The sequence below is a fragment of the Streptomyces sp. NPDC029296 genome (assembly GCF_055569255.1).
Window position 1 is genome coordinate 1 of record NZ_JBVHXT010000034.1, and the last position, 25,427, is coordinate 25,427.

Annotated in this window: 25 protein-coding genes; 8 read left to right on the forward strand and 17 right to left on the reverse strand. The window is 73.6% G+C overall.

The genetic code is table 11. The annotated features are described in order from the left end of the window. Nucleotides 1-129 precede the first annotated feature (129 nt). Nucleotides 130-1,482, reverse strand: coding sequence for a class II 3-deoxy-7-phosphoheptulonate synthase (locus ACZ4W9_RS27130; protein WP_467940182.1), 1,353 nt, complete (start codon nt 1,480-1,482; stop codon nt 130-132). A 106-nt stretch (nt 1,483-1,588) separates the two neighbouring features. Between ACZ4W9_RS27130 and ACZ4W9_RS27135 the strand changes: the two genes are divergently transcribed. Together ACZ4W9_RS27135 and ACZ4W9_RS27140 are read left to right on the forward strand one after the other, a co-directional pair. Beyond that, the gene (locus ACZ4W9_RS27135; RefSeq protein WP_079060191.1) at nt 1,589-1,645 is read left to right on the forward strand and encodes a trp operon leader peptide; all 57 of its coding nucleotides are present in this window, start codon (nt 1,589-1,591) and stop codon (nt 1,643-1,645) included. Between the two features lie 98 nt (nt 1,646-1,743). Further along, nucleotides 1,744-3,600: an anthranilate synthase family protein gene (locus tag ACZ4W9_RS27140; protein ID WP_467940184.1), complete on the forward strand. Its 1,857-nt coding sequence runs from the start codon at nt 1,744-1,746 to the stop codon at nt 3,598-3,600. 41 nt (nt 3,601-3,641) lie between these two features. On the opposite strand, the gene ACZ4W9_RS27145 is transcribed toward ACZ4W9_RS27140, so the two are convergent. The 4 genes from ACZ4W9_RS27145 to ACZ4W9_RS27160 form a co-directional block, all read right to left on the reverse strand. Beyond that, nucleotides 3,642-4,670 carry a 6-phosphofructokinase gene (locus tag ACZ4W9_RS27145; RefSeq protein ID WP_467940185.1) on the reverse strand — a complete coding sequence of 343 codons (1,029 nt, stop codon included), beginning with the start codon at nt 4,668-4,670 and terminating at the stop codon, nt 3,642-3,644. A gap of 118 nt (nt 4,671-4,788) precedes the next feature. After that, nucleotides 4,789-5,466 (reverse strand): response regulator, encoded by a 678-nt coding sequence (locus ACZ4W9_RS27150; RefSeq protein ID WP_467940186.1) that lies wholly within the window; start codon nt 5,464-5,466, stop codon nt 4,789-4,791. Continuing rightward, nucleotides 5,466-6,689 (reverse strand): MacS family sensor histidine kinase, encoded by a 1,224-nt coding sequence (gene macS, locus ACZ4W9_RS27155; protein WP_467940188.1) that lies wholly within the window; start codon nt 6,687-6,689, stop codon nt 5,466-5,468. Before macS ends, ACZ4W9_RS27150 begins: the two co-directional genes overlap by 1 nt. A gap of 28 nt (nt 6,690-6,717) precedes the next feature. Further along, nucleotides 6,718-7,479, reverse strand: coding sequence for a lysophospholipid acyltransferase family protein (locus ACZ4W9_RS27160; RefSeq protein ID WP_467940320.1), 762 nt, complete (start codon nt 7,477-7,479; stop codon nt 6,718-6,720). Nucleotides 7,480-7,584: 105 nt separating this feature from the next. Between ACZ4W9_RS27160 and ACZ4W9_RS27165 the strand changes: the two genes are divergently transcribed. Then, nucleotides 7,585-8,364, forward strand: coding sequence for an alpha/beta hydrolase (locus tag ACZ4W9_RS27165; RefSeq protein ID WP_467940189.1), 780 nt, complete (start codon nt 7,585-7,587; stop codon nt 8,362-8,364). Continuing rightward, entirely contained in the window at nt 8,357-8,971 is a 615-nt protein-coding gene (locus ACZ4W9_RS27170) for a hypothetical protein (RefSeq protein WP_467940190.1), read from the forward strand. Before ACZ4W9_RS27165 ends, ACZ4W9_RS27170 begins: the two co-directional genes overlap by 8 nt. A 22-nt stretch (nt 8,972-8,993) precedes the next feature. On the opposite strand, the gene ACZ4W9_RS27175 is transcribed toward ACZ4W9_RS27170, so the two are convergent. From ACZ4W9_RS27175 to ACZ4W9_RS27200, 6 genes are all read right to left on the reverse strand, one after another. Beyond that, nucleotides 8,994-9,740, reverse strand: a complete 747-nt coding sequence (locus ACZ4W9_RS27175; protein ID WP_467940191.1) for an endonuclease/exonuclease/phosphatase family protein — start codon at nt 9,738-9,740, stop codon at nt 8,994-8,996. A gap of 103 nt (nt 9,741-9,843) precedes the next feature. After that, nucleotides 9,844-10,797 (reverse strand): ROK family glucokinase, encoded by a 954-nt coding sequence (locus ACZ4W9_RS27180; protein WP_467940193.1) that lies wholly within the window; start codon nt 10,795-10,797, stop codon nt 9,844-9,846. Nucleotides 10,798-10,864: 67 nt separating this feature from the next. Beyond that, entirely contained in the window at nt 10,865-11,353 is a 489-nt protein-coding gene (locus ACZ4W9_RS27185) for a DUF5304 domain-containing protein (RefSeq protein WP_467940194.1), read from the reverse strand. Between the two features lie 57 nt (nt 11,354-11,410). Beyond that, nucleotides 11,411-12,583 (reverse strand): ArsA family ATPase, encoded by a 1,173-nt coding sequence (locus ACZ4W9_RS27190; RefSeq protein WP_467940195.1) that lies wholly within the window; start codon nt 12,581-12,583, stop codon nt 11,411-11,413. Between the two features lie 92 nt (nt 12,584-12,675). Next, entirely contained in the window at nt 12,676-13,119 is a 444-nt protein-coding gene (locus tag ACZ4W9_RS27195; RefSeq protein ID WP_467940197.1) for an SRPBCC family protein, read from the reverse strand. A gap of 124 nt (nt 13,120-13,243) precedes the next feature. Beyond that, nucleotides 13,244-14,041, reverse strand: coding sequence for a metallophosphoesterase family protein (locus ACZ4W9_RS27200; RefSeq protein ID WP_467940198.1), 798 nt, complete (start codon nt 14,039-14,041; stop codon nt 13,244-13,246). 297 nt (nt 14,042-14,338) lie between these two features. Here ACZ4W9_RS27200 and ACZ4W9_RS27205 point away from each other — a divergent pair, with 297 nt between their 5' ends. Then, nucleotides 14,339-16,135 (forward strand): AMP-dependent synthetase/ligase, encoded by a 1,797-nt coding sequence (locus ACZ4W9_RS27205; protein WP_467940199.1) that lies wholly within the window; start codon nt 14,339-14,341, stop codon nt 16,133-16,135. Nucleotides 16,136-16,150: 15 nt separating this feature from the next. Here ACZ4W9_RS27205 and ACZ4W9_RS27210 read toward each other — a convergent pair whose 3' ends face one another. After that, entirely contained in the window at nt 16,151-17,296 is a 1,146-nt protein-coding gene (locus ACZ4W9_RS27210; protein WP_467940200.1) for a glycosyltransferase family 4 protein, read from the reverse strand. A 118-nt stretch (nt 17,297-17,414) separates the two neighbouring features. On the opposite strand from ACZ4W9_RS27210, the gene ACZ4W9_RS27215 reads away from it, so the two are divergent. Further along, on the forward strand, nt 17,415-18,650 hold the full coding sequence (locus ACZ4W9_RS27215) for a glycosyltransferase 87 family protein (protein ID WP_467940202.1): 1,236 nt from the start codon (nt 17,415-17,417) through the stop codon (nt 18,648-18,650). 157 nt (nt 18,651-18,807) lie between these two features. On the opposite strand, the gene ACZ4W9_RS27220 is transcribed toward ACZ4W9_RS27215, so the two are convergent. From ACZ4W9_RS27220 to ACZ4W9_RS27240, 5 genes are all read right to left on the reverse strand, one after another. Next, a complete protein-coding gene (locus tag ACZ4W9_RS27220) occupies nt 18,808-19,992 on the reverse strand; it encodes a hypothetical protein (RefSeq protein ID WP_467940203.1) in 1,185 nt (394 codons plus the stop codon). A 27-nt stretch (nt 19,993-20,019) separates the two neighbouring features. Next, nucleotides 20,020-21,015, reverse strand: coding sequence for a C40 family peptidase (locus ACZ4W9_RS27225; RefSeq protein WP_467940204.1), 996 nt, complete (start codon nt 21,013-21,015; stop codon nt 20,020-20,022). 214 nt (nt 21,016-21,229) lie between these two features. Then, the gene (locus ACZ4W9_RS27230) at nt 21,230-22,297 is read right to left on the reverse strand and encodes a C40 family peptidase (protein WP_467940206.1); all 1,068 of its coding nucleotides are present in this window, start codon (nt 22,295-22,297) and stop codon (nt 21,230-21,232) included. Nucleotides 22,298-22,508: 211 nt separating this feature from the next. Then, nucleotides 22,509-23,852 carry an NYN domain-containing protein gene (locus ACZ4W9_RS27235; protein ID WP_467940208.1) on the reverse strand — a complete coding sequence of 448 codons (1,344 nt, stop codon included), beginning with the start codon at nt 23,850-23,852 and terminating at the stop codon, nt 22,509-22,511. Nucleotides 23,853-23,901: 49 nt separating this feature from the next. Further along, nucleotides 23,902-24,141 carry a hypothetical protein gene (locus ACZ4W9_RS27240; protein WP_067125142.1) on the reverse strand — a complete coding sequence of 80 codons (240 nt, stop codon included), beginning with the start codon at nt 24,139-24,141 and terminating at the stop codon, nt 23,902-23,904. A 151-nt stretch (nt 24,142-24,292) separates the two neighbouring features. Between ACZ4W9_RS27240 and ACZ4W9_RS27245 the strand changes: the two genes are divergently transcribed. Both ACZ4W9_RS27245 and ACZ4W9_RS27250 read left to right on the forward strand, forming a co-directional pair. Next, nucleotides 24,293-25,036, forward strand: a complete 744-nt coding sequence (locus tag ACZ4W9_RS27245) for a rhomboid family intramembrane serine protease (RefSeq protein ID WP_467940210.1) — start codon at nt 24,293-24,295, stop codon at nt 25,034-25,036. Further along, on the forward strand, nt 25,033-25,314 hold the full coding sequence (locus tag ACZ4W9_RS27250; protein WP_362190956.1) for an Lrp/AsnC family transcriptional regulator: 282 nt from the start codon (nt 25,033-25,035) through the stop codon (nt 25,312-25,314). The genes ACZ4W9_RS27245 and ACZ4W9_RS27250 overlap by 4 nt, the downstream gene beginning before the upstream one ends. The last annotated feature ends 113 nt before the right edge of the window (nt 25,315-25,427 follow it).

Genomic DNA, 25,427 nt, shown 5'->3' on the forward strand with positions numbered 1-25,427 from the left:
TGTTCTTTTCCGCTTTTCCCTGTTCCAGGGGAGAAAACCCCAACCAAACCCGGGCCGGGACACAGGGAAGGGCGGTGGGGGCGAGGACCAGGTGCCCCCCCCCCCCCAGGGTGGCTCATCGGCCGCCGGTCACTGGTCCCGGTACATCTCGGCCACGAGGAACGCCAGGTCCAGCGACTGGCTGCGGTTCAGCCGGGGGTCGCAGGCCGTCTCGTAGCGCTGGTGCAGGTCGTCCACGAAGATCTCGTCGCCGCCGCCCACGCACTCGGTGACGTCGTCGCCGGTCAGCTCCACGTGGATGCCGCCCGGGTGGGTGCCGAGGGCCTTGTGGACCTCGAAGAAGCCCTTGACCTCGTCGAGCACGTCGTCGAAGCGGCGGGTCTTGTGCCCGGAGGCCGCCTCGAAGGTGTTGCCGTGCATCGGGTCGGTCACCCAGGCCACCGTCGCGCCGGACGCCGTGACCTTCTCGACCAGCTCGGGGAGCTTGTCGCGGATCTTGTCGGCGCCCATCCGGACGATGAAGGTCAGCCGGCCCGGCTCCCGCTCGGGGTCGAGGCGCTCGATGTACCGCAGCGCCTCCTCGGCCGTGGTGGTCGGGCCGAGCTTGATGCCGATCGGGTTGCGGATCCGCGAGGCGAACTCGATGTGCGCGTGGTCCAGCTGCCGGGTGCGCTCGCCGATCCACACCATGTGCGCCGAGACGTCGTACAGCTGCCCGGTGCGGGAGTCGACACGGGTGAGGGCGGACTCGTAGTCCAGCAGCAGCGCCTCGTGCGAGGAGTAGAACTCGACGGTCTTGAACTCCTCCGGGTCCGCGCCGCAGGCCCGCATGAAGTGCAGCGCGTTGTCGATCTCGCGCGCGAGCTGCTCGTAGCGCTGGCCCGACGGCGAGGTGCGCACGAAGTCCTGGTTCCAGGCGTGCACCTGGCGCAGGTCGGCGTAGCCGCCGGTGGTGAAGGCGCGCACCAGGTTCAGCGTGGACGCCGACGCGTGGTACATGCGCTTCAGCCGCTCCGGGTCCGGGATGCGGCTCGCCTCGGTGAAGTCGAAGCCGTTGACGGAGTCGCCCCGGTAGGTCGGCAGCGTCACCCCGTCACGGGTCTCGGTCGGCTTGGAGCGCGGCTTGGAGTACTGCCCGGCGATGCGGCCCACCTTCACCACGGGCACGGAGGCCGCGTAGGTCAGGACGGCGCCCATCTGGAGCAGCGTCTTCAGCTTGTTGCGGATCTGGTCGGCGGACACCCCGTCGAACGCCTCGGCGCAGTCGCCGCCCTGGAGGAGGAACGCCTCTCCCCTGGCGACGGCCGCCATCCGGGCGCGCAGCTGGTCGCACTCGCCCGCGAAGACGAGCGGCGGATACGACTCGAGGTCCGCGATCACTGCGCGCAGAGCCTCGGGGTCGGGGTACTCGGGCTGCTGCGCCGCGGGCAGGTCTCGCCAGGTGTTGCCAGCGCTCGGGCTGGTCTTAGCGTTCACGGTCACCTCGTAAACATTACGGGGTCGCGCCAAGGGATTTTCCCCCCGGCTCGAAGGGTGAGACGGAGCGATTGCCCGGTGGACGGCCGGTGGGTGCGGTAGGGTTCCCGGCATGTTCGCGCCGTCGATCCAGAACTGGTGGTGGACCGCTTCTCCGGCGGCCCACTGATTCGCGCGCGTACGACCGACTTCGCGAAGGCCGCCCGAGGGGCGGCCTTCGGCGTATCCGGGGCCGTTCCTCACCGACACCGACGGAATGAGGAACCCATGGACCTGAACCGGCTGCTGCACGACGACCGCCCCTTCGCCCTGCTCCGCCGCCGCGCCCCGGGCCGCGACGAGCACCCGGTGGAGGTGCTGATCGGCCCGGTGACCCGGCGGGACCGGCTGGCCGACCTGCCGGGCGAAGGGCTCGCCCTGGTGCCGTTCCGGCAGCTGGCCGAGCGCGGCTTCGACGTCCGCGACGACGGCACCCCGCTGCTGGTGCTCACCCCCGAGGAGACGCACACGCTGGAGCTGGACGAGGCCCTCGCCGGGCTGCCCGCGCACGAGGTGCGGGTCGAGGGCGGCGGCTTCGACGTGGCCGACGAGGAGTACGGCGAGATCGTCGGCCGGGTGCTGCGCGACGAGATCGGCCGGGGCGAGGGCGCGAACTTCGTGATCCGGCGCACCTTCGAGGGGAGGATCCCCGGCTTCGGGCGCGCGGATGCCCTCGCGCTGTTCCGACGGCTGCTGGCGGGCGAGCGCGGGGCGTACTGGACGTTCGTCGTGCACACCGGGGACCGGACGCTGGTGGGCGCGAGCCCCGAGGCGCACGTGCGGATGAGCGGCGGCACGGTCGTCATGAACCCGATCAGCGGGACGTACCGCTATCCGGCCGGCGGACCCACCCCGGAGGACCTGCTGACGTTCCTCGGCGACGCCAAGGAGACCGAGGAGCTCTCGATGGTCGTCGACGAGGAACTGAAGATGATGTGCACCGTCGGCGACATGGGCGGGGTCGTCGTCGGCCCGCGCCTGAAGGAGATGGCGCACCTCGCGCACACCGAGTACGAACTGCGCGGGAAGTCCTCGCTGGACGCGCGGGAGGTGCTGCGGGAGACCATGTTCGCGGCGACGGTGACCGGGTCGCCGGTGCAGAACGCCTGCCGGGTCATCGAGCGGTACGAGTCCGGCGGGCGCGGGTACTACGCCGGTGCGCTGGCCCTGCTCGGGCGGGACGCCGGGGGCGCGCAGACCCTCGACTCGCCCATCCTGATCCGCACCGCCGACATCGGCGGGGACGGCCGGCTGCGGGTGCCGGTCGGGGCGACGCTGGTGCGCGGCTCCGACCCGGCCGGCGAGGTCGCCGAGACCCACGCGAAGGCGGCCGGCGTGCTGGCGGCCCTCGGCGTACGGCCGGCCCGGCCGCGCGCGGAACGGGACCGGCCCCGGCTGGCCGGCGACCCGCGGGTGCGGGCCGCGCTGGACGGGCGGCGGGCCGGGCTCGCGCCGTTCTGGCTGCGGATGCAGGAGCGGTCCGACGACCTCGCGGGGCACGCCCTCGTGGTGGACGGCGAGGACACCTTCACCGCGATGCTGGCGCACGTCCTGCGCTCGGGCGGTCTCGACGTGACCGTCCGGCGTTACGACGAGCCCGGGCTGCGGGCGGCGGTGCTCGGCCACGAGGGGCCGGTCGTCCTCGGCCCCGGCCCCGGCGACCCCCGCGATGCCGCCGACCCCAAGATGCGGTTCCTGCGGGACCTCGCCGCCGAGATCGTCGGGACCCACCGGCACGGGGTGCTCGGCGTCTGCCTCGGGCACGAGCTGATCGCGGCACGGTTGGGCCTCGGCATCGTGCGCAAGCGGGTGCCGTACCAGGGGGCGCAGACGGTGATCGACCTGTTCGGGCGCAGCGAGACCGTCGGCTTCTACAACAGCTTCGTCGCGCGCTGCGACGAGGACGCGGCCCTGGAGCTGGCCGCGCACGGCGTGGAGGTGAGCCGGGCGGCCGACGGCGAGGTGCACGCCCTGCGCGGGCCGGGCTTCGCCGGGGTGCAGTTCCACCCGGAGTCGGTGCTGACGCTGAACGGGGCCGCGGTCGTGCGGGAGCTGGTGGGCGGCCTGCGCCGCACGACCGTGTAGCCCGGGCGGTCCGGCCGGCGGCGGCGAGCCGCCGGCCGCCGTCAGCCGAAGAAGACGCCGGCCTCCTGGTACAGCTTCGGGTCGACGGTCTTCAGCCGGGCCGTGGCCTCGGTGAGGGGGACGCGGACGATGTCGGTGCCGCGCAGCGCGACCATGCGTCCGAAGTCCCCCTCGTGCACGCAGTCGATGGCGTGCAGACCGAAGCGGGTGGCGAGCCAGCGGTCGAAGGCGCTGGGCGTGCCGCCGCGCTGGACGTGCCCGAGGACCGTGGTGCGCGCCTCCTTGCCGGTGCGCTTCTCGATCTCCCTGCCCAGCCACTCGCCCACCCCGGACAGCCGGACGTGCCCGAAGGAGTCCCGCGAGTCGTCCTTGAGCACCACCTCGCCGTCCTTCGGCATGGCGCCCTCGGCGACGACCACGATCGGCGCGTAGGACGCCTCGAACCGGGAGGTCACCCAGTCGCAGACCTGGTCGACGTCGAAGCGCTGCTCGGGGATGAGGATGACGTTGGCGCCGCCGGCCAGGCCCGAGTGCAGGGCGATCCAGCCGGCGTGCCGGCCCATCACCTCCACCACCAGCACCCGCATGTGGGACTCGGCGGTGGTGTGCAGCCGGTCGATGGCCTCGGTGGCGATGTTGACGGCGGTGTCGAAGCCGAAGGTGTAGTCGGTGGCGGACAGGTCGTTGTCGATGGTCTTCGGCACGCCGACGCAGGGCATGCCGTACTCGTCGGACAGCCGTGCCGCGACCCCGAGGGTGTCCTCGCCGCCGATCGCGATCAGCGCCTGGATCTCCTGCTTGGCCAGGTTGTCCTTGATCCGGCGGATGCCGTCGCGGGCCTTGAGCGGATTGGTCCGGGAGGAGCCGAGGATCGTCCCGCCGCGGGGCAGGATGCCGCGCACGGCGGGGATGTCGAGACGGACGGTGTCGTTCTCCAGGGGACCGCGCCAGCCGTCCCGGAAGCCGACGAAGTCATAGCCGTACTCCTGCGCGCCCTTGCGGACGACGCCCCGGATGACGGCGTTGAGCCCGGGGCAGTCGCCGCCTCCGGTCAGTACTCCGACCCGCATGGAAATGTCCCTTCACCGCGGTTACCTGACGCCTGGTCACGTTAATGGTGATTCAGGTCACACCGGGATAGGCGAGAAGGGTGATTCCGGGGCGTACGCCGGATGCGCCCCGTGCGCCCTATTCCCCGTCGAGTCCGCGCTCTATGGCGTACCGGACCAGCTCCACGCGGTTGTGCAGCTGGAGCTTGCCGAGGGTGTTCTGGACGTGGTTCTGCACCGTGCGGTGGGAGATGACGAGGCGTTCGGCGATCTGCTTGTAGCTCAGGCCCTTCGCCACCAGCCGCAGCACCTCCGTCTCCCGGTCGGTCAGCCGGGGCGCGCCCGGCCGGCCGGCGTCGGCGGCGGGCGCGGGTTCGGCGGCCAGCCGCCGGTACTCACCGAGGACCAGCCCGGCCAGGCCCGGGGTGAACACCGGGTCGCCGACGGCGGTGCGGCGCACCGCGTCCAGCAGTTCCCCGGTGGAGGCGGACTTCAGCAGATAGCCGGTCGCGCCGGACTTCACGGCCTCCAGCACGTCCGCGTGCTCGCCGCTCGCCGACAGCACCAGGACCCGCAACGCGGGGTTGTGGCCGACCAGTTCCCTGCACACCTGGACGCCGGGCTTCGCCGGCAGGTTGAGGTCCAGCACGAGCACGTCCGGGGCGGCGGCCTTGGCGCGGCGGACCGCCTGCTCGCCGTCGCCGGCGGTGGCGACCACCTCGAAACCGGACTCGGCCAGGTCCCGGGCGACCGCGTCCCGCCACATGGGGTGGTCGTCGACCACCATGACCTTGATCGGGTCCTGCCCCTGTGTCATCACCGTTCCGCCTTCTTCCCCCGCGCCCGCACGGCGCCCTTGGGTACCTTCAGTTCGACCTCCGTGCCCTGCCCGGGCACGGAGCAGATCCGCGCGCTGCCGCCGAGGTCGCGCAGCCGGCCCCGGATCGACAGGGCCACCCCGAGCCGGCCCTCGCCCTCGGCCTGCGCGAGCCGGCCCTCGGGGATGCCGGGGCCGTCGTCCCGGACGGTGACGACGATCTCGTCCGGCTCGTCCTCCACCAGGATCCAGGCGCGGGCCCCGTCCCCGGCGTGCGCCCGCACGTTGTCCAGGGCGGCCCCGACCGCGGCGGCCACCTCGCGGGCCGCGCCGGGCGGCAGCGGCACCGGGGCGCCGGGCTCGGCCAGGCTGACCCGGGCGCCCGCGTACGGCGCGAGCAGGGCACGCAGATCGAGCGGCCCGTCGTCGTCCGGTTCCTCCACCGCGCGCACGACGGCGCCCTGCGCCAGGTCCTCCGAGACCCGGGAGACCGGGACCAGACCGCCCGACACCAGGGTGCGCAGGGCCACCTCCTGCTCCCCGGCCAGCCGGCCCAGCTCGGCCGCCTCGCCGCCCAGCGCCGCGCCCCGGCGCTTCACCATGGCCAGCACCTGGAGCACTCCGTCGTGGATGTCCCGGGCCAGCCGCTCCCGCTCCCGGGTGGCGGCCTCGATCTCCAGCGCGCGGGCGAGGGTGCGCTCGGAGGCGCGGGCCACCTCCACGACGTAGCCGATGGCGATGGAGGCCACCCAGACCAGGATCACGTTGTGCACGGTGTCCCGGGCGGGGTGACCGCGCTCGACCAGGTTGGCGGCGGCCACGGCGGTGGAGGCGACGGCGGCCCAGCGCCAGCCGCCCTTGACGGCGAAGGCCAGCACCGCGCCGGCGGTCCAGATCGACGGCAGGGTGGGGCCGCCGTCCGTGATCCGGTGGTGGCTGTCGGCGAACGGGGTGAGCAGGATGCCGACGAGGGCGACGGCCAGGTCGGCGGCCAGGAAGCGCCCGGTGCAGCGCGCCGCGCCGGACACCCGGGGCAGGGTCGCGAGGGTCCACACGACCAGGACGGCGTAGTAGGCCACCGCGACCCAGGGCCGGGTGAACTGGTCGTACGCGGTGGCGCACAGGCCGATGGCGTACAGCATGGTCAGGACGCGGTAGCCGGCGAGTGCCCGCCACAGCGGCAGCTCGACCGACATCCGCATGACGCGTTCCCGCTTGGGCATGCCCCCGAATCCCCCCGAATCCCCCCGGCTACCGCTCGGTCTGCTTCTTCCCCGCCTTCTCCGCCTTCGCCGCCTTCTCCACGTCCTTCGCCGCCTTCGCGGCCTTGGCCGCCTCGGCTATCTGCCGTTTGGCGGCGGTGGCGTACATGTCGACGTACTCCTGGCCGGACAGCTTCATGATCTCGTACATGACCTCGTCGGTCAGGGCGCGCAGCACGAACCGGTCGTGCTCCATGCCCTGGTAGCGGCCGAAGTCCAGCGGCCTGCCGATGCGGATGCCGGGCCGCATCAGCTTCGGCACGACCTGGCCGGGCGGCTGGATCTTCTCCGTGTCGATCATCGCGACCGGGATGACGGGCGCGCCGGTGGCCAGCGCCACCCGGGCGAGGCCGCCGGGCTTGCCCCGGTACAGCCGCCCGTCGGGCGAGCGGGTGCCCTCCGGATAGATGCCGAACAGCTCCCCGCGCTCCAGCACCTCGATGCCGCTGCGGACGGCCGCCTCGCCGGCGCCGCGCGCCCCGGAGCGGTCCACCGGGAGCTGGCCGACGCCCTTGAAGAAGGCCGCGGTGAGCCGGCCCTTGACGCCCGGGGTGGTGAAGTACTCGGCCTTGGCGATGAACGTGACCTTCCGGTCCAGCACCGCCGGCAGGAAGAACGAGTCCGAGAAGGACAGGTGGTTGCTGGCCAGGATGGCGGGGCCGGTGGCCGGGATGTTCTCCAGACCCTCCACCCAGGGCCTGAAGGCGACCTTGAGCGGCCCGCCGATGGCGACCTTCATCGTGCCGTACAACACCCGTGTGCCTCCTGTTTCCGTCGGCAAGACCTTATCCCGGAGTACCGTCAATGAGCCCGACGACCCTGGTCGGTGTCCGCGCGGTCGCGTACCGTGAAGCACATGCCAGTCCTCCCCGGAGCCGAGCCGTACCGCCACGAGGGCGGTGAGGTGGGCGTTCTGTTCTGCCATGGCTTCACCGGCTCACCCCAGTCGCTGCGCCCCTGGGCGGAGCACCACGCGGCCCGCGGCCTGTCGGTGTCCCTGCCGCTGCTGCCCGGCCACGGCACGCGCTGGACCGACATGCAGCTCACCACCTGGCAGGACTGGTACGCGGAGGTGGACCGCGAACTGCGTGCGCTCACCGCGCGCTGCTCGCGGGTGTTCGTGGCGGGCCTGTCGATGGGCGGGGCGCTCGCCCTGCGGCTCGCGGCCCGGCACGGCGGGCGGGTCGCCGGCGCGGTGGTGGTCAACCCGGCGAACAAGGTGCACGGCCTGTCGGCCCGCGCCCTGCCGGTGGCCCGGCACCTGGTGCGCTCGACGAAGGGCATCGCCAGCGACATCGCCCGGCCGGGCGCGGCGGAGCTGGGCTATGACCGGGTGCCGCTGCACGCGGCGCACTCGCTGCGGCAGCTGCTGCGCCGGGTGGACGGCGAGCTGCCCCGGGTCACCCAGCCGCTGCTGCTGTTGCGCAGTGCCGAGGACCACGTCGTACCGGCGGCCGACTCCGCGCGGGTGCTCGGCCGGGTGTCGTCCCGGGACGTCACGGAGATCGTGCTGGAACACAGCTACCACGTGGCGACGTTGGACGTGGACGCGGACCGGATCTTCGAGGAGAGCCTCGCCTTCGTCGGCCGGCTCGCACCCAGTGTCGGCAAGGAAGGGACGGCCGCAGTTGGCTGAGCACGACTCCGACCGTGAAGGCCGCGAGGACCGCGAGGACCGCGACGGCCAGGAGGCCCGCGAGCCGGGCCGGCAGGACGTGCCGTTCGACGAGGACGCCGCCTGGCGGGCCATCGTCGCCGGGTACGGCGCCGAGCCGCCGGACCCGCCCGGCGCCCGGCCGTTCAAGCCGGTGGAGGACCTGGCGCTGCTGGAGAAGAACGCCGCCCCGGACACCGGCAAGGACACCGGGGGCGAGGAGCCGCCCCCGCGTCCGCTGGGCGCCTCGGTGTCCTTCGCGCCCGGCGTCGGCCCGCGGATCGGCCCGCGCGACTACGCGGTGGCCGAGCCGTCCGACGACGACTTCGACGAGGACGACGAGGGCCACTTCGTCCCCCCGGAGCCGCCGCCGCTGCCGACCGCGGACACCACCGCCCGGTTCGCCTGGCTGGGGGTGCTCGGCGGGCCCGTCCTGCTGCTGCTGGCGGTACTCCTCGGCTGGCAGATGACCTGGTGGCTGACGACCCTCGGCATCGGCGGCTTCCTCGGCGGCTTCGTGACGCTGGTGGCGCGGATGCGGACGGACGACGAGGAGGACGACGACCCCGGGCGCGGGGCGGTCGTCTGAGGCCCCGCGCCCTCGCCGGGCGCTACGCCGCCGGGACGCGGAGGGCGGCCAGCACCGGAAGGTGGTCCGAGGCCGCCCGCAGGTCCGCCTCGTGCACGCCCGGCTGGTCCAGGGGCACTCCGCAGCCCAGTACCTCGATGCCCTTGGTCGCGAAGACCGCGTCGATGCGCTGGTGCGGGTCGGCGGGGGTGGAGGTGAACTCGCCGCCCCAGGGCGCGGCCGCACGGCAGTCCTGGAGGCCGGCGGCCAGGCGGCGGAAGGTGCGGCCGTCCGGGCGTTCGTTCAGGTCGCCGCCCGCGACGGCGTGCTCCACGCCCAGGCCGGCGAGCCGGTCGAGGAGCATCCCGCCCTGCTCGTAGCGCTCGTCCTGCTGGAGGCTGAGGTGGCAGCTGAGCACCCCGAGGCGGGCGCCGCCGAAGCGGACCACCGCCGTGGCGAAGCCGCGCCGGTGCAGGCCCGGGGTGAGGGGCAGCAGCACGTCCTCGGTGCGCTCGACGGTGGCGCGCAGCCCGCACAGGATCGCCGGGCCCGCGGCTGTGCCGCCCCCAGTGAGGACGACCTGGCCGGAGGCCGCCGCGAGCCGCGCGAGCTTCTTGCGCCAGCGGAAGAAGCGGGGGGCCTCCTGGAGGAGGACCAGGTCGGGGACGCAGGCGGTGATCACCCGGGCCAGGGCGGCGGTGTCGTCGCGCAGCGAGCGCACGTTGTAGCTCAGGACGCGGAGGGTGGCCGAGCCGTCGGGCTCTGTCGCGGAGTCGGGGAGCAACACCATGTGGATCAATGTACGCCCACGGCCGAGGGGCGCGGAGAACCGGGCGACCGCCGGTCTCCCGGCCGGTCGCACCGCTCCCCGCGCCCCTCGGCGGCGAAGGCCGTCACATGACCGGGTCGGGCTCCCGGGCCAGGTCCGCCGCGCCCACGAGGCCCGCCTTGTTGCCGAGCTGGGCGGCGATCACGTCGGCCACCGGGCGCCAGTTGCCGCCCACCAGCCAGCGCTTGTACGACTTGCGGATCGGGTCGAGCACCAGGTCGCCCTCGTCGGAGAGACCGCCGCCGACGATGAACGCGGACGGGTCGAAGAGGGAGGCCAGGTCGGCGAGGCCGGCGCCGGCCCAGCGGGCCAGCTCGCGGTAGGAGTCGACGGCCACCGGGCAGCCCTGGCGGGCGGCCATGGAGATGTGCTTGCCCTCGATGCCGTCGGGGGTGCCGTCGCCGAGCGCGAGGAGGACCTCGGCGCGCTCGGGGGTGGCGTTGGCACGCTGCTTGGCGTAGCGGACCAGGGCACGGCCGGAGGCGTACTGCTCCCAGCAGCCCTGCGAGCCGCAGCCGCACAGCAGGCCGTCCGGGACCATCCGGATGTGGCCGAATTCCGCGGCCACGCCGAAGTGGCCGCGGCGCAGCTTGTTGCCGATGATGATGCCGCCGCCGAGACCGGTGCCGAGCGTGATGCAGATGACGTTGCGGTGGCCCTTGCCCGCGCCGAACTTGTACTCGCCCCAGGCGGCGGCGTTGGCGTCGTTCTCGACCACGACCGGGAGGTCCGTGCGGGCCTCGACCTTCTCCTTGAGCGGTTCGTTGCGCCAGTCGATGTTGGGCGCGAAGTAGACCGTCGAGCGCTGGCGGTTGACGTAACCGGCCGCGCCGATGCCCACGCCGACGATCTCGTGCCCGGCCCGCGCGCCGTCCACCGCCGAGGCGATGGCGTCCACGATGGCCTCGGGTGTGGTGGGGGTCGGCACCTTGAAGGTCGAGAGGATGTTGCCTTCCTCGTCGACCACGCCGGCCGCGATCTTCGTGCCGCCGATGTCGACGCCGATGGTGAGTCCCATGAATCCCTCAGTTTCGGTCGAGCCCCGCTACGGCCAACCGTACCCGAGGCCCCGCCGCGGCAGGGCGTCAGTCCAGGTCGATGCGCTCGCCCGGACCGGCGCCCGCGCCCCCGTCGTCCCCGTCGTCCCGGTCCGGCCGGCCGGCCGCCGGGTCGGACGTGCGCGCGGTCCAGCGCCGCTCCTGGCCCTGGACGGCGGAGCGGTAGGCGGCGAGGAGTTCCCCGCCGGCCGCGGCGAGGTGGTCGAAGACGTCGGGGTTGCGCTCGATGACGGGTTCCACGGCGGCCTTGGCCTGCTGGACGACCTGGCGCACGGCCTGCTGGGCGGCCGGTCCGGCGAGGGAGCCGAGCAGCGGCGCCTGCAGGCCGGAGAGCTTGTCGGCGACCGCGTCGACCAGCTTCTTCAGTTCCTCGGCGGCCGAGCCCGGCGGCGGGCCGTGCTCGGTGCGGCGGCGGGCCTGCTCGGCGGCGAGGTCCTCGGCACAGGCCGTGGACCAGGCGTCGGCGTCGGTCGCCCGCTCCGGCGGCGGCTGGGGTGCGGGGCGCTCTTCGCTCATGGCGGACTCCTGACTACGGTTCGCCTTTACGACGTTACCCGAACGGGCGTGCCCGGTTCACCGTCCGCCGGCGGGCCACAGGCCGGGGTCGGGGGCGAACCGGATGCGCAGCTCGCCGTCGCGCAGTCCGGCGCCGGCGACGGTGCAGCGGCGCAGCGCGGAGGGCAGCGGAACGATCCGCCGGAAGGGACCCGTGGTGATCACGAGTTCGTCGCCGCGCCGGACGAGGTCGAGTTCGTCCCGTATCGCGCCGGGCAGCGGCAGGTGCCAGACCAGCACGCCGTCCTCGGCGATCCGGTCGGTGACGGGCCACTCGACCGGGGCGGGCGCCGGATCGGCGGCGGGCACGGCGAGCGCGGCGAGGTCGTCGCCGCCCTGCGGGTCGCGGCCGAGGTGCGGGACGGGGTGGACGTCGTAGGGCTCCCGCCACTCGGCGAGCGTCTTGTGCTGCTGGGCGATCAGCCCGGCCAGCCAGTCGCCCGCGGCGGTCTCGGGCAGGACGCGGTTGGCGATCAGGGCCTCGGTGCCCAGGCCGCGCAGGGCGAGGCCGAGGGACGCGGCGCGCAGGGCGTCGGCGCCGGCCGGACCGGGCTCGGCGACCAGGCGTACGGCGGTGTCCCGGTCGGTGAGGACGGCCTCGACGGCGGCGAGTTCGAGGTCCCAGCGGGCCGCCGTCTCGTACAGCCACCCGGCGGGCATGGGGACGCCGGCCAGCCGGCCGAGGACCGGGCGCAGGGCGCGGGCGGCCTGCCGTTCCGGCGGCAGCAGGCGGCGCAGGTAGCGGCGCAGTTCCTCGGGCAGGCCGAGCAGCGCGAGGGCGCGCGGGAGCGGCGGGAGGTCGGCGACGAGCAGGTCGTAGCGCTCTGAGAGGGCCGCGTCCCGCAGGGCGCGCAGGAAGGACAGTTCCTCGGCGCCGGGCAGCGCGGTGACCTCCTCGGCGTCCAGGCGGGCGGCACCGAGCAGGTCGAGGACGCTCTCGGCGCGGGCCTGGAAGGCGGTGAGGTCCCGCCGGAAGCCCTCGGTGGCGTCCGGGCGCCAGACGGTCAGGCGCGGCGCGGCCTCGGCGGGGGCCGGTCCTGTCGGGGTGCCCAGGGCCGCGCCCGGGGTGTCGGTGCGGTCGGCGCTCAGCAGGAGGGTGCGGTGGCCGGCACGGGCGGAGGCGAGCGCGGTGGCCGCGGCGACGGTCGTCCGGCCGCTGCCGCCCGGGCCCATGATCAGGAGGGTGCGCATGATGCCGAACCGTACCGCCGTGCGCGGGGGCGGGCCGGGGAGGCCGCTCCTCCGGGGCTCGGGGAGGCCACTCCTCCAAGGGCTCGGGGAGGCTACTTCCCCAGGGACTCGACCCGTTCCTTCAGGCCCGCCAGCGCCCGGTCGATGACGACCTTCTCCGCCTTGCGCTTGATCATGCCCAGCATGGGGATCTTGACGTCGACGGTGAGCCGGTAGGTGACCTCGGTGGCATTCGCGCCGGCCGGCTTCAGCAGGTAGGAGCCGTCCAGGGAGCGCAGCATCTGGGACTTCACCAGGCTCCAGGAGACCTCGTGACCGCCGTGCCAGGTATAGGCGAGGGTCTGGTCGTCCTTGATGGCGCCGGCGTCCATGACGAGGCGGACCCGCTCGGCGCGGCCGTGCTCGTCGGCGGAGAGGACCTCGGCCTCCTTCACCTCGCCGGTCCAGTCCGGGTAGCGCGCGAAGTCGGCGATCACCGCCATGACGTCGGCGGGAGCCGCCTCGATCGTGATGCTCGAACTGGTGTGTTCCGCCATCGCCGTGGCTCCTCCGGATGCGCGCCGTGTGGGAGAGGTCGTGTGTGCGCCGGGCCGCGCACGTGTGTGCAGCGTGAAGGCTACCGCGCCGCCGACCTGCCGCCTTCACCCCACCTGACGTGCCTCACCACTCCAGCGCCCAGGGGGTGCCGGAGCCGGCGAAGTGCCCCACGTTCACGCACTCGGTGGCGCCGATCCGCATCCGGCGCGCGAGCGGCTGGTGCACATGGCCGAAAAGCGCGTACCGGGGCCGGGTGCGGCGGATGGCGTCCAGGAGGGCCCGGCTGCCCCTCTCGAAGCGGCGGGCCACGGTGTCGTAGACCAGTTCGGGCACCTCCGGCGGGATGTGGGTGCACAGCACGTCGACCTCGCCGACGGCCTCGATCTTCGCCGCGTACTCCTCGTCGTCGATCTCGTACGGGGTGCGCATCGGGGTGCGCAGACCGCCGCCGACGAAGCCGAAGGTCCACCCGCCGATCTCCGCCCGCTGGCCGTCGAGGACCGTGGTGCCGGGCCGGGCGTACTCCTGCCAGAGCTGCGGCATGTCGACATTGCCGTAGGTGGCGTACGTCGGGGTGGGGAACGCGGCGAACAGCTCGTCGTACTGCCGGCGCACCGCCTTCTCGATGGCGGCGGCCCGGTCGGTGCCGACGCCGGCCCACAGCCGGGCACCGAACTCGCGGGCCTCGGCGAACCGGCGGGCGGTGCGCAGCTCGACGATGCGGTCGGCGTTCTCCTTGCCGAACAGGTCGGGGAAGATGCCGCGCGAGTGGTCGGCGTAGTCGAGGAAGAGGACGAGGTCGCCCAGGCAGACGAGGGCGTCGGCACCGTCACCGGCCCTCGCCAGGTCGCGGGCGTTGCCGTGCACATCGCTGACCACATGGACCCGGGTCCGCCGGTCGCCGGTACGTGGGGAAGCCATGGTGATCAAGGGTAGGCGTGTGGGGTGGAGGTGAACAGTGCCGGTCCGGCCTGCGGTTACTCGCCGGTCCGAGGGGCCGTGGACTACTGTGCGCGAAGGAACGCCCGCGTGTGTGACGCAGCGAACATCTCGCCGGGACCCCCTGTCGTAGACGCCATACCGGCGGGTAACGTCCGGGCAGTCCAGTCGTGCTCAGGATTTCAGCCACCGAAGTACCCGAGCACCTGCCCGAGCCTTGGACCGCACCGTCGCATCGCACAACGTCGTGGCGCCGGCGCCCTATGAGGAGCAGCAGTCTTGCGCGAGTTCAGCCTTCCGGCTTTGTACGAGGTCCCTGCGGACGGAAATCTGACCGATATCGTTCGCAGAAACGCCGCGCAGCACCCCGATGTCGCCGTCATCGCCCGCAAGTCGGAGGGTGTCTGGCAGGACGTGACGGCACGGGAGTTCCTGGACGAGGTGCGCACCGCCGCCAAGGGGCTGATCGCCGCCGGGGTGCAGCCGGGCGACCGGGTGGCCCTGATGTCCCGGACGCGCTACGAGTGGACGCTGCTGGACTTCGCGATCTGGAGCGCGGGCGCCGTCACCGTGCCCGTGTACGAGACGAGTTCCCCGGAGCAGGTGCGCTGGATCCTGTCCGACTCGGGCGCGACGGCGTGCGTCGTGGAGCTGGACCATCACGCGGCGGCCGTGGAGTCGGTGCGCGAGTCGCTGCCCGCGCTGAAGCACGTCTGGCAGATCGAGGCCGGGGGCGTGGCGGAGCTGGGCCGGCTCGGGCAGGGCGTGTCGGACGAGACGGTGGAGGAGCGCGGCTCGCTCGCCCGGGCCGACGACCCGGCGACCATCGTGTACACGAGCGGCACCACCGGGCGCCCCAAGGGCTGTGTGCTCACCCACCGCAGCTTCTTCGCCGAGTGCGGGAACGTGGTGGAGCGGCTGCGTCCGCTGTTCCGCACCGGCGAGTGCTCCGTGCTGCTCTTCCTGCCCCTCGCCCATGTCTTCGGGCGGCTGGTGCAGGTGGCGCCGATGATGGCGCCGATCAAGCTGGGCTGCGTCCCGGACATCAAGCACCTCACCGACGAACTCGCCGCGTTCCGGCCGACGCTGATCCTCGGTGTGCCGCGGGTCTTCGAGAAGGTGTACAACGCGGCGCGCGCCAAGGCGCAGGCGGACGGCAAGGGGAAGATCTTCGACCGGGCGGCGGACACCGCGATCGCCTACAGCAAGGCGCTGGACAGCCCGTCCGGACCGTCGTTCGGCCTGAAGCTCAGGCACAAGTTCTTCGACAAGCTGGTCTACGGCAAGCTGCGCGCGGTCCTCGGCGGCCGGGGCGAGTACGCCATCTCCGGCGGGGCCCCGCTCGGCGAGCGGCTCGGCCATTTCTTCCGGGGCATCGGCTTCACGGTGCTGGAGGGGTACGGCCTGACCGAGTCCTGTGCGGCGACCGCGTTCAACCCGTGGGACCGGCAGAAGATCGGCACGGTCGGGCAGCCGCTGCCCGGCTCGGTGGTGCGGATCGCGGACGACGGCGAGGTGCTGCTGCACGGCGAGCACCTGTTCAAGGAGTACTGGAACAACCCGGGTGCCACGGCCGAGGCGCTGGCCGACGGCTGGTTCCACACCGGTGACATCGGCACCCTGGACGAGGACGGCTATCTGCGGATCACCGGCCGGAAGAAGGAGATCATCGTCACGGCGGGCGGCAAGAACGTGGCCCCGGCCGTGATCGAGGACCGGATCCGGGCGCACGCGCTGGTCGCGGAGTGCATGGTGGTGGGCGATGGGCGGCCGTTCGTGGGCGCGCTGGTCACCATCGACGAGGAGTTCCTCGGCCGTTGGGCCGCCGAGCACGGCAAGCCGGCCGGCTCCACGGCGGCGTCGCTGAAGGACGACCCGGATCTGCTCGCGGCGGTCCAGGCGGCCGTGGACGACGGCAACGCGGCGGTGTCCAAGGCGGAGTCGGTGCGCAAGTTCCGTGTGCTGTCGGCCCAGTTCTCGGAGGAGTCGGGCCATCTGACGCCGTCGCTGAAGCTGAAGCGGAACGTGGTGGCGAAGGACTACGCGGCCGAGATCGAGGCGATCTACGCCAAGTGAGGCGCGCGGGGCGCCTCACTCCAGCAGTGTCCTCAGGTTCTCCGCCAGCAGGTCCCAGCGCCACTTCTCCTCCACCCACCGGCGGCCCCGCTCGCCCATCCGCCGGCGCAGCCCGGGGTCCTGGAGAAGGGTCACGATGCGCTCGGCGGTCTCCCCGGGGGCGCCGCCCCTGACCACCCAGCCGGTCTCGCCGTCCAGGACCGCGTCGGGGGCGCCGCCCGAGTCGCCCGCGACGACCGGCAGTCCGGTCGCGGAGGCCTCCAGGTAGACGATGCCGAGGCCCTCCACGTCCAGGCCGCCGCGCCGGGTGCGGCAGGGCATGGCGAACACGTCCCCGGCGCCGTAGTGCGCGGGCAGTTCCGACCAGGGCACGGCGCCGGTGAAGCGGACCGAGCCGGCCACGCCGGTCTCCCGGGCGAGGCGGCGCAGGTCCCGTTCGTAGGGGCCGCCGCCGACGATCAGCAAGGCGGTGTCGGGTTCGGCGGCGAGGATCCGCGGCATGGCCCGGATCAGGGTGTCCTGCCCCTTGCGCGGCACCAGCCGGGAGACGCAGACCACGACCGGCCGGTCGGCGAGGCCGAGCCGCGCGCGGACCGCGTCGCCGCCGGAGCCGGGGTGGAAGGTCTTCTCGTCGACCCCCGGCGGCAGTCGCGCCATCCGCGCGGCGGCTTCCGGGGTGAGGGCGGCGGCGATCCGGGAGCGGGTGTACTCGCCGAGGTAGGTGAGCGTGTCCGTGGACTGTCCGATCCGGCGCAGCAGCCGCCGGGCGGCGGGCAGCTGGGCCCAGCCGGCCTCGTGCCCGTGGGTGGTGGCGACCAGCCGCTCGGCGCCGGCCCCGCGCAGCGCGGGGGCCATGAGCCCGAGCGGGGCCGCCGCACCGAACCAGACCGCGGTGCAGCCGTGCTCGCGGAGCAGCCCGGCCGCCCGCCGGGTGGCCCCCGGAGTGGGCAGCAGCATGGTGGTGCGGTCACGGACGACGGTGAAGGGCTGCTCGGCGTCGAACGCGGCGGTGGCCTCGGCGCCCTCCCGGCCGCGCTTCCAGGTGGAGGCGTAGACGACCAGCCGGTCCGGGTCCAGGCGCAGGGCCATGTTGTGCAGGAAGGCCTGGATACCACCCGGCCGGGGCGGGAAGTCGTTGGTGACGATCAGGGTCTTTCGCATCGCCGCCGACCCTACCGAATGGGCCGTCCCCGGCCGGGCGCGGCCGAGTCTGTGGCACGCGCACAGGCTCGCGGGACATCATGGTCGCTCGAAGCGGATTCGAACGGCAGGGGATCACGTGGAGACGAAGGGTGCCGGACGGTCCCCGTGGTGGCCGCTCGCGGTCTGGGGCGCCACCCGCGCGGCGCTGCTGCTGTTCGTGTTCCGGGTGTACGTCTTCCCGGGCCCGGACGTCACCTCGGACGTGTCGGTGATCTACCGCGGCTGGTACGAGGTGCTGCGGCAAGGAACGTTTCCGCTGGACGACGTGACCTGGCAGTACCCGCCCGCCGCCGCCCTCGCGATCCTCTCCCCCGCCGCCCTGCCCTTCCTGTCGTACGCGCACGCCTTCTTCGTGCTGGCGTGCCTGTGCGACGCCGTGGTGCTGGCGCTGCTGGTGTACGCGGGCGGGCGGTCCGGGCGGTCCCCGCGCGGGGCCTGGGTGTGGGTGGCGGGCGTGCCGCTGCTCGGGCCGACGGTGTACGCGCGCTACGACCTGATGGTGACCGCGGTGGCCGTGGCGGCGCTGCTGGCGGGGGCCCGCCACCCGCGGGTGCTGGGCGCGCTGGCGGCGCTCGGGGCGCTGGTGAAGGTGTGGCCGGCGCTGCTGCTGGTCGGTGCCGTCCGGCGGCGGGCGTGGGGGGCGGCGGCGGTGACCGGGGCGGGCGTCGCGCTGCTGTTCACGGTGTCCATGCCGGGCGCCTTCGCGTTCCTGACCTTCCAGCGGGAGAGGGGCACCGAGGTGGAGTCGCTGGGCGCCCTGGTCTTCCACGTGGCCCGGCACTTCGGCTGGCGGGGCGAGGTGCTGCTGAACTACGGCTCGATCGAGTTCCTGGGCCCGTGGGTGGACGTGGTGAGCACGGCCGCGCTGGCGCTGGCCGGGGCCGCGTTCGGCTGGCTGCTGCTGTGGCGGCTGCGCGCGAGGCGCCTTGCGGGGCCCGTCCTCGCGGACGCGGCCCTGACGGCCGTGCTGCTGTTCACGGTGACCAGCCGGGTGATCAGCCCGCAGTACCTGGTGTGGCTGGTCGGCCTGGCCGCCGTCTGCCTGACGCACCGGGCGACCCGCATGGGACCGCCCGCGCTGATGGTCGTCCTGGCGTCGTTCCTGACGGTCCTGGAGTTCCCGCTCGGCTTCTCGCACGTGGTGCTCAGCGACGGCTACGGCGTCACGCTGCTGGTGCTGCGCAACGGCCTGCTGGTCGCGGCCACGCTCACGGCCGCCCGCCGACTGTGGCGCGCGACCGTCCCGCCCCGGCCGGCCGCCCCGTTCCCGCCTCGGCCCACCCGGACCACGCGGGCCCCCGTCTCCTCCTGACGCGGGGCCCGGCCCGGCAGCACCGCCGCGCCCGCGCACCGCACGGCCATCGCCGGCGCCATCGCCATCGCCAGGCAGACGCCGGACAGGCCGAGCCCGCGGAGCGCGTGGGCCGGGGCCGGCTGGACGGCCCCGCCAAGCACCAGGATCGGCGTGCTCAGCGCAGCCGCGTCGTGACGTAGGCGTGCCAGTGGGCGGTGAACCGCCGTGCCGTCGTGCCGAGCACCGTGCGCAGGGCCCCCTCGACCGCGCCCGCCCGTTCGCCGTGGGCACCCACGGCCCGGTAGAAGGCGCCGAGCCGGGCCGCGCCCCACTTCTCGGCGATCATCCGGCAGGCCAGCCAGCCGCTCTCGTAGGCCCGTGCCAGCTTCACCGGGTCGCTGGTGAAGCCGAAGTCCTTGTCGACGGGCAGCGCCTCGGGCGCCTTGCCCTCCCGGACGGCCCGGGCGAGTTCGGGAGCGGCCTCGGCCGGGGAGCGGCCGGTGCCGAGATAGCCGATCCAGTCGGCGTAGCCCTCCGACAGCCACAGCGGGGTGGCGGCCGTGGTGTCCGCCCGGGTGGCCACATGGGCCGTCTCATGGGTGAGGACGATCTGCTTGCCGGCGTCGCCGAGCATCGCGTACGCCTCCGGGTTGACCACCACCCGGTCCGCGGGCGCCCGGCCCGAGCCGCCCGCCTCGCCCGTGGTGACCGCCGCGATGCCCCGGTAGTCGGCGGCCGGCGCGCCGAGGAGGGCCGCCATGCCCGCCAGCGACTTCGGGACGAGGACGACGACCCGGCGGCTCCAGCGCGAGCCCCACGCCCCGGAGACGGCCGGGACCGCCCGGTCGGCGAGCCGGGCGAAGCCGGACAGCGCGGCCGGGTCGCCGGTGCCGAGCACCAGGCTGTGCGCGCCCTCCACGGCGCTCACCGTGCCCTGGTCCCACAGTTGCTGCCCGGCCTCGCGGGCGGGCCGTTCGGCGGTGACGTACCAGTGGCCGTCGGCGGTGCGGCCCAGGGTGAGGGTGCGGCGGGCGTCGACCGGGGCCTTGTCGTACCCGGCGACGCGGTAGCTCAGTTCGGCGTCGGCGGTGGCGCCGGAGGCGGTGCGGCGCACGGCGGTGACCCGGTATCCGAAGGAGGCCAGCGGCAGGGCGCGCAGCCGGGTGTACACGGTGCGCGTGCCGGTCGCGCCGTACGCCCGCTCGTCGTGTCCGAGCAGGGCGGCCGAGCGCCGGTCGAGCATCCGCTGCACCTCGGTGCGCACCGGATCGCCCGTCTGCCGCCCGTCGCAGCCGGCGAGCGGCAGCAGCAGGGCGAGCCCTACGGCTCCGATACTCCACGTCCGCCCGCGACCAGCCACTTCCCGATCGTACGGCGCGCGGGGCGGTCAGGGCCGGGTGACCGAGGAGACCGGCATCATGCCGACCGGGTCGTAGCGCACCGGGGCGCCGGGATAGGGCGCGTGGATGACCTGGCCGTGGCCCGCGTACAGCGCCACGTGGCTGGCGTCGGAGCGGTAGACGACCAGGTCGCCGGGGCGGGCCTGGGAGAGCGGGACGCGCCGGCCGGCGAACCGCTGCTCCTGGGAGGTGCGCGGCAGATGGACGCCGGCGTGCGCGTACGCCCACTGCGTCAGGCCCGAACAGTCGAACCCCGCGGGGCCGTTGGCACCCCACACATAGGGGCGGCCGAGGGCGGCGCGGGCGGCGGCCAGCGCGGCGGCGGCCCGGCCGTCGGGGGCGGCGGCCGGGACGGGCAGTTCCGTGCGGGTGCCGCGGGAGGCCCGGTCGTAGGCGGCGCGTTCCCCGGCGGGCATGGCCCTGATCAGCTGCCGGGCCCGGGCCAGTTTGCGTTCCACGGTCCGCTTGTGGGCGGCCACGGCCCGGCGGCCGCGTTCCAGTTCGGCGAGGGTCCCGGCGGCCTCCGCGCGTTCCTGGGCGAGTTCGCGCAGCACGGCCCGCAACTGCCTGAGCCGTCCGGCCTGCCGGTCACCGATGCGGTCGAGCGTGGCGGCCTTGTCCAGGTAGTCCTCGGGCTCGGCGGAGAACAGCAGGGTGACGGCCGGGTCGACGCCGCCGGAGCGGTACTGGGCGCCGGCCAGCGAACCGAGCTGTTCGCGCAGGTCGTTGACGCGCTGCTGCTGCCGGGCCAGGTGGTCCCGGGTGGCGCGCAGCCGCCGGCGCAGTTCACCGGCGCGCTCCTCGGCCTTGTCGTAGGCCTGGGTGGCCCGCTCGGCCTCCGCGTACAGCCGGTCCACCTCGGCGCGGCCGCCGGCCTCGCGCGCGGCGTGTGCCGGCACGGCGCCGAGCGCGGCCGACAGCACGCACAGGACGGCGGCGCCCCGGTCGAATCCGGACGGGGCAAGGCGGCGATGGGACCCCACGGCAGTCCTTCCGCTGGCGGACGTCGGACCGTCTCCCCGACGGCGGGGAAACGCGGCAGACAGTAGCCGCGCACGGGGGTCCGGGCCAAAGACCTCCGCGTCAAGACATGCTGACGCCCCGCCGCTGACGCAGGTCAGCGGCGGGGCGCGGGGTCGGTTCCGGTGCGGGTGATTCGCCCGTTCGGGCGCCACCGTGTCCGTGTGCCGCCCGGTGTCAGACGCGGACGCCCCACATGAACGGGCCGCCGATGGTGCTCATGGACTCGTACCGGACGACCGTGCCGGTGCGCGGGGCGTGCAGGACCTGGCCGTTGCCCGCGTACAGGCCGACGTGGTGCAGGTCGTTGAAGAAGAAGACCAGGTCGCCGACCTTCAGATCGCTGACCGAGGTGATCCTCGTGCCGATCTGGGACTGGGCCTCGGAGGTGCGCGGGATGGAGACGTTGGCCTGGGCGTAGGCCCAGGAGGTCAGGCCCGAGCAGTCGAAGGAGGAGGGGCCGGTGGCGCCGTAGACGTACGGCGAGCCGATCCTGGTCTGGGCGGCGGAGAAGGCCGCCTGGGCCCGGTTGGAGGCGGGCGGGGCGTCGCCGATGTCGGGACGCTCGCCGCCGGTGGAGCGGTTGGCGCGCTCCTGCCCTTCCTGGGCGCGCTTGTGCTCCTCCTCGGCGAGCTGCTGCTTCTCCTTGGCGGTCAGGGTGTTCAGCAGCCGCTGGGCCTCGCCGAGCTTGCCCTGGACTTCCTTCTTCTTGTTGCCCAGCTCGGTGCGGGTGGCGGAGAGGTCCTTGAGCTTCTCGGCGGCCTCGGCCCGTTCCTGGGCGAGTTCGCGCTGCTTGTCCTGGATCTTCTTCAGCGCGTCGACCTGCTGGCTGCTCAACTGGTCGAGCGTGGACGCCTTGTCGAGATAGTCGTCCGGGTCCGAGGACAGGAAGAGCTGGACCGAGGCGTCGATGCCGCCGGAGCGGTACTGGGCGGTGGCCAGCGAACCCAGGCCGTCACGCAGCTTGTTGAGCTCCTCCTGGCCACGGGCGACGCTGTCCTGGATGGTGGAGATCTCCTTCTGCAGCTTCTGCTGCTTCTCCTTGGCGCCGTTGTACTTCTCGGTCGCCTGCTCGGCCTGCTCGTAGAGCTTGTCGACCTTCGCCTTCACCTCGTCCTTGCTCAGCTTCTCGCTGGGGGCGGCGTTGGCGGCGTTCGCGCTGAGCGCGACGGCAGCGGCGGCTGCGGTGGTCAGCACGGTCACGCGGGTGCGACTCGGCTGCTTGGGTCGACGGTGGGACGCCACGGAGGGAGAACTCCTTCTTGAGAGTGATCACCCGTTCGGAGGTTCGAGCCAGACCCTAGTGACACAGTTGTGATCAGTTCAAATCCTCACGGCAAAAAAACCCGTCATGCCATGCATTCTTTGCACATAACTCACCGGCAGTGAGATGGGTTTGACCCTACGTCGCCCGACGACGCTCCCAATTCGGGCATCTGCCACGCCCGTCGGACGTTCAGGACAATCGCTTCAGAAGCACCGCGGAAGCCACCGGCCGGGCACCCGCCTTGGCGATTCCGTCGGCGACCTCGCGGTCGGTGGAGACGACGATGACCGGGCGCCCCGGCGGCTCCGCGCGCACCAGCTGCCGGATCAGCTCGTCGGCGGTGACACCCGGCTTGGAGAACAGCACCCGCACCCCGCGCGGCGGCGCGAGCAGCACCGGCGCGGCCAGCTCGGCGCCGTCGAAGACACAGGTGACCTCGGCCCCGGTCTGCGCGGCGAGCGCCGAGAGCTGGCCCAGCAGCCTGAGCCGCTGCTTCTCCAGCGGCATCTGCGGATAGCCGGTCTTGGTCACGTTGTAGCCGTCGACGACCAGGTGCACCTGCGGCAGTGCCAGCAACTGGTCGAGAATGGCCGGGTCGTTCTCCGACAGGGCGCGTGCCGCGATGTCCTTCGGGGTCATCCGGCCCGGCTCCACCGCGTCGACCGTCTCGGCCGGGCGCACCGACACCGGCGGCAGGGCGAGTTCACGCCTGAGCCCCTGGGTGGCGTCCAGCAGGGTGTCGAGCAGCAGCCGCACCCGCATGTCCTCCACGCTGCGGCCCTCCCGGGCCGCCCGGCGGGTGGCCTCCAGCGCGGCCTCGGCCTCGCCCAGGCGGGCCTTGAGCCGCCGGGACTCGCTCTCCGCGGCCGACACCTGCGCCTGCGCCTCGGCGCGTACGGCGTCGGCCTCGCCGTGCGCCTTGCGCAGCGCGGCCTCGCCCCGCTTGACGTCGCTGAGCGCGGCCCGCAGCTTGCGGTGCAGCGACTCCGCTTCCTTCCGCGCCGTCTCCAGCTCCGCGCGCAGCCGTTCGGTCTCGGCACGGGTGTGGTCGCGGGCCTGCGCCAGCTCCGCGCGCAGCCGCTCCAGCTCGGCCCGGCTCTCCTCGTCGGCCCGCTCGGCGTCCGCGCGCTGCGCCTCCTCGCCGGCCGCGGTGACCAGCTTCACCCAGCCCGCCGGGCGCAGCACATAGGCCGCGGCCGCCACGTCGAGGGGGTCGGCGGCCGGGGGCGGGGAGCCGGCGTCGAGGGCCCCGGCCAGTTCCGGCTGGGCCTCGCGGAACCGCTCGCCGATCCGCTGCCGGAACAGCGCGTCGGTCTCCAGCGCCGCCGCCATCGCGTTCCCGGCGAACTTGGCGCGGCGGTTCGGGGCGAACCGGGCGTACTGCCTCAGCTGGGCGGGCAGTTCCGCCAGCGTCAGTCCGCCGAAGCCGTCCGAGACGATCTGCACGACGCGCCGGCGCACGCCGTCGGGCAGCGGACGGTCAAGCACCTCAGCGGTGCCGTCGCCCGGCCCCCCGCCTGCGGTCTCCACCATCCGTCACACACCCCAATACCGGAAAAAGCCTCTCCGGGGGCCGCTCCGCTCAGGAGCCGGCGCCCGGCCTGTCCACGAGTTCCACCTGGTCCACCGCGTTGCACCAGCGACAGCGCACCGATTCGATGGTCTCACCGACCACCTCGCGCTCCTCCACCGTCGGCTCGCCGGCCAGATCCAGGTGCACATACTCGACGACCTTCGACGAGCGGGTGACGTCGAAACGGGTGAGGTTGCCGCAGAGGGTGCAGCGCCACCGGGTCGTGGCGGTCGGCAGGGGAACCGTCATCGCGCTGGTCCGCTCCTTCTCGTGTCGGTCCGCGCCGCTGCCGACGCGTGTGGGTCGTAACCCTACGGCCTGGGGACTGCTCGCCGCCCGTCCGTTCACGGCGGCGAGGCGGTCTGTCGCGTTGCGTCCCGTTACGTCATGCTCTGTAGTCATGATCAGCTCCAGGAGCACGGCGGCCGGCAGGGCCCTCAGGGCGGTCCGGGACACCCCGGCGCCGGTGACGTACGGCCTCATCGCCCTGTGCTGCGTGCTCTTCGTCCTCGGCCCGGCCTCCGGGCTGATGCCGGGGTACGGCACCGGGGACGCGCTGCTCGCCGCGCAGCGGGCGTACTTCCGGCGCTGGGGCGTGGTCCCGGCCGAGCTGTTCGACGGGCCGGCCGGGGCCGCGCTGACCCCGGCCACCGCGCTGTTCGTGCACGGCAGCTGGGTGCACCTGCTCGGCAACATGCTCTTCCTCTTCGTCTTCGGAGCGATGACCGAGGAACGGATGGGACGGGTGGAGTTCGCCCTCTTCTACGTCGGCTGCGGCTGCGGCGCCCTGCTCGGCTACGCGGTGGCCAACGCCGCCTCCGGACAGTCGCTGGTCGGCGCCTCCGGGGCGGTCTCGGCGGTCCTCGGAGCCTTTCTTTACCTGTTCCCCCGCGCGCGGGTGACCAGTCTGCTGCCGTTCCTGTTCTTCCTGCCGCTGCGCTTCCCGGCCTGGGTCGTGCTGCCCTGCTGGGCGGCCCTGCAGTGGCTGGCGGCCGGTCGCGCCTCCGACGGGCCGGGGGTGGCCTACCTCGCCCACCTCGTCGGCTTCGGCCTCGGCTTCGGCTACGCGTGGGTGCGCTACGGGCGTACCACTAGAGTGAAGGACGCACCGGCTCCGGTCACCGAGGGAGAGAGACAACCGTGATCACCGCGATCGTTCTGATCAAGACCAGCGTGGACCGGATCCCCGAGATCGCGGAGCGGATCGCCGCGCTGGACAGCGTGAGCGAGGTCTTCTCGGTCACCGGCACCTACGACCTGATCGCCATGGTCCGCGTCGCCCGCCACGAGGACCTCGCCGAGGTCATCCCCGGCCGCATCAGCAAGATCCCCGGCGTCCAGGGCACGGACACGCACGTGGCGTTCCGCACCTACTCCCAGCACGACCTGGAGGCCGCGTTCGCGATCGGCCTGGACAGCTAGGCCGGTCACGGCACAGGGGGGGGGGGGGGGGGGGGGGGGGGGGGGGGTGGGGGGGGGAGGGGGGGGAGGGAGGGGGGGGCATACCCCCCCTTTGTTCCTCCCCCCCCCACCCA

Bases quoted from the DNA above. Each gene is read 5' to 3' on its own strand.
- ACZ4W9_RS27245 (WP_467940210.1), top strand. From the start codon at position 24,293: ATGATCAGCTCCAGGAGCACGGCGGCCGGCAGGGCCCTCAGGGCGGTC.
- ACZ4W9_RS27145 (WP_467940185.1), bottom strand. From the start codon at position 4,670: ATGCGGGTCGGAGTACTGACCGGAGGCGGCGACTGCCCCGGGCTCAAC.
- ACZ4W9_RS27235 (WP_467940208.1), bottom strand. From the start codon at position 23,852: ATGGTGGAGACCGCAGGCGGGGGGCCGGGCGACGGCACCGCTGAGGTG.
- ACZ4W9_RS27140 (WP_467940184.1), top strand. From the start codon at position 1,744: ATGGACCTGAACCGGCTGCTGCACGACGACCGCCCCTTCGCCCTGCTC.
- macS (WP_467940188.1), bottom strand. From the start codon at position 6,689: ATGCCCAAGCGGGAACGCGTCATGCGGATGTCGGTCGAGCTGCCGCTG.
- ACZ4W9_RS27240 (WP_067125142.1), bottom strand. From the start codon at position 24,141: ATGACGGTTCCCCTGCCGACCGCCACGACCCGGTGGCGCTGCACCCTC.
- ACZ4W9_RS27210 (WP_467940200.1), bottom strand. From the start codon at position 17,296: ATGCGAAAGACCCTGATCGTCACCAACGACTTCCCGCCCCGGCCGGGT.
- ACZ4W9_RS27175 (WP_467940191.1), bottom strand. From the start codon at position 9,740: ATGGTGTTGCTCCCCGACTCCGCGACAGAGCCCGACGGCTCGGCCACC.
- ACZ4W9_RS27190 (WP_467940195.1), bottom strand. From the start codon at position 12,583: ATGCGCACCCTCCTGATCATGGGCCCGGGCGGCAGCGGCCGGACGACC.
- ACZ4W9_RS27150 (WP_467940186.1), bottom strand. From the start codon at position 5,466: ATGACACAGGGGCAGGACCCGATCAAGGTCATGGTGGTCGACGACCAC.
- ACZ4W9_RS27180 (WP_467940193.1), bottom strand. From the start codon at position 10,797: ATGGGACTCACCATCGGCGTCGACATCGGCGGCACGAAGATCGCGGCC.
- ACZ4W9_RS27200 (WP_467940198.1), bottom strand. From the start codon at position 14,041: ATGGCTTCCCCACGTACCGGCGACCGGCGGACCCGGGTCCATGTGGTC.
- ACZ4W9_RS27185 (WP_467940194.1), bottom strand. From the start codon at position 11,353: ATGAGCGAAGAGCGCCCCGCACCCCAGCCGCCGCCGGAGCGGGCGACC.
- ACZ4W9_RS27195 (WP_467940197.1), bottom strand. From the start codon at position 13,119: ATGGCGGAACACACCAGTTCGAGCATCACGATCGAGGCGGCTCCCGCC.
- ACZ4W9_RS27165 (WP_467940189.1), top strand. From the start codon at position 7,585: ATGCCAGTCCTCCCCGGAGCCGAGCCGTACCGCCACGAGGGCGGTGAG.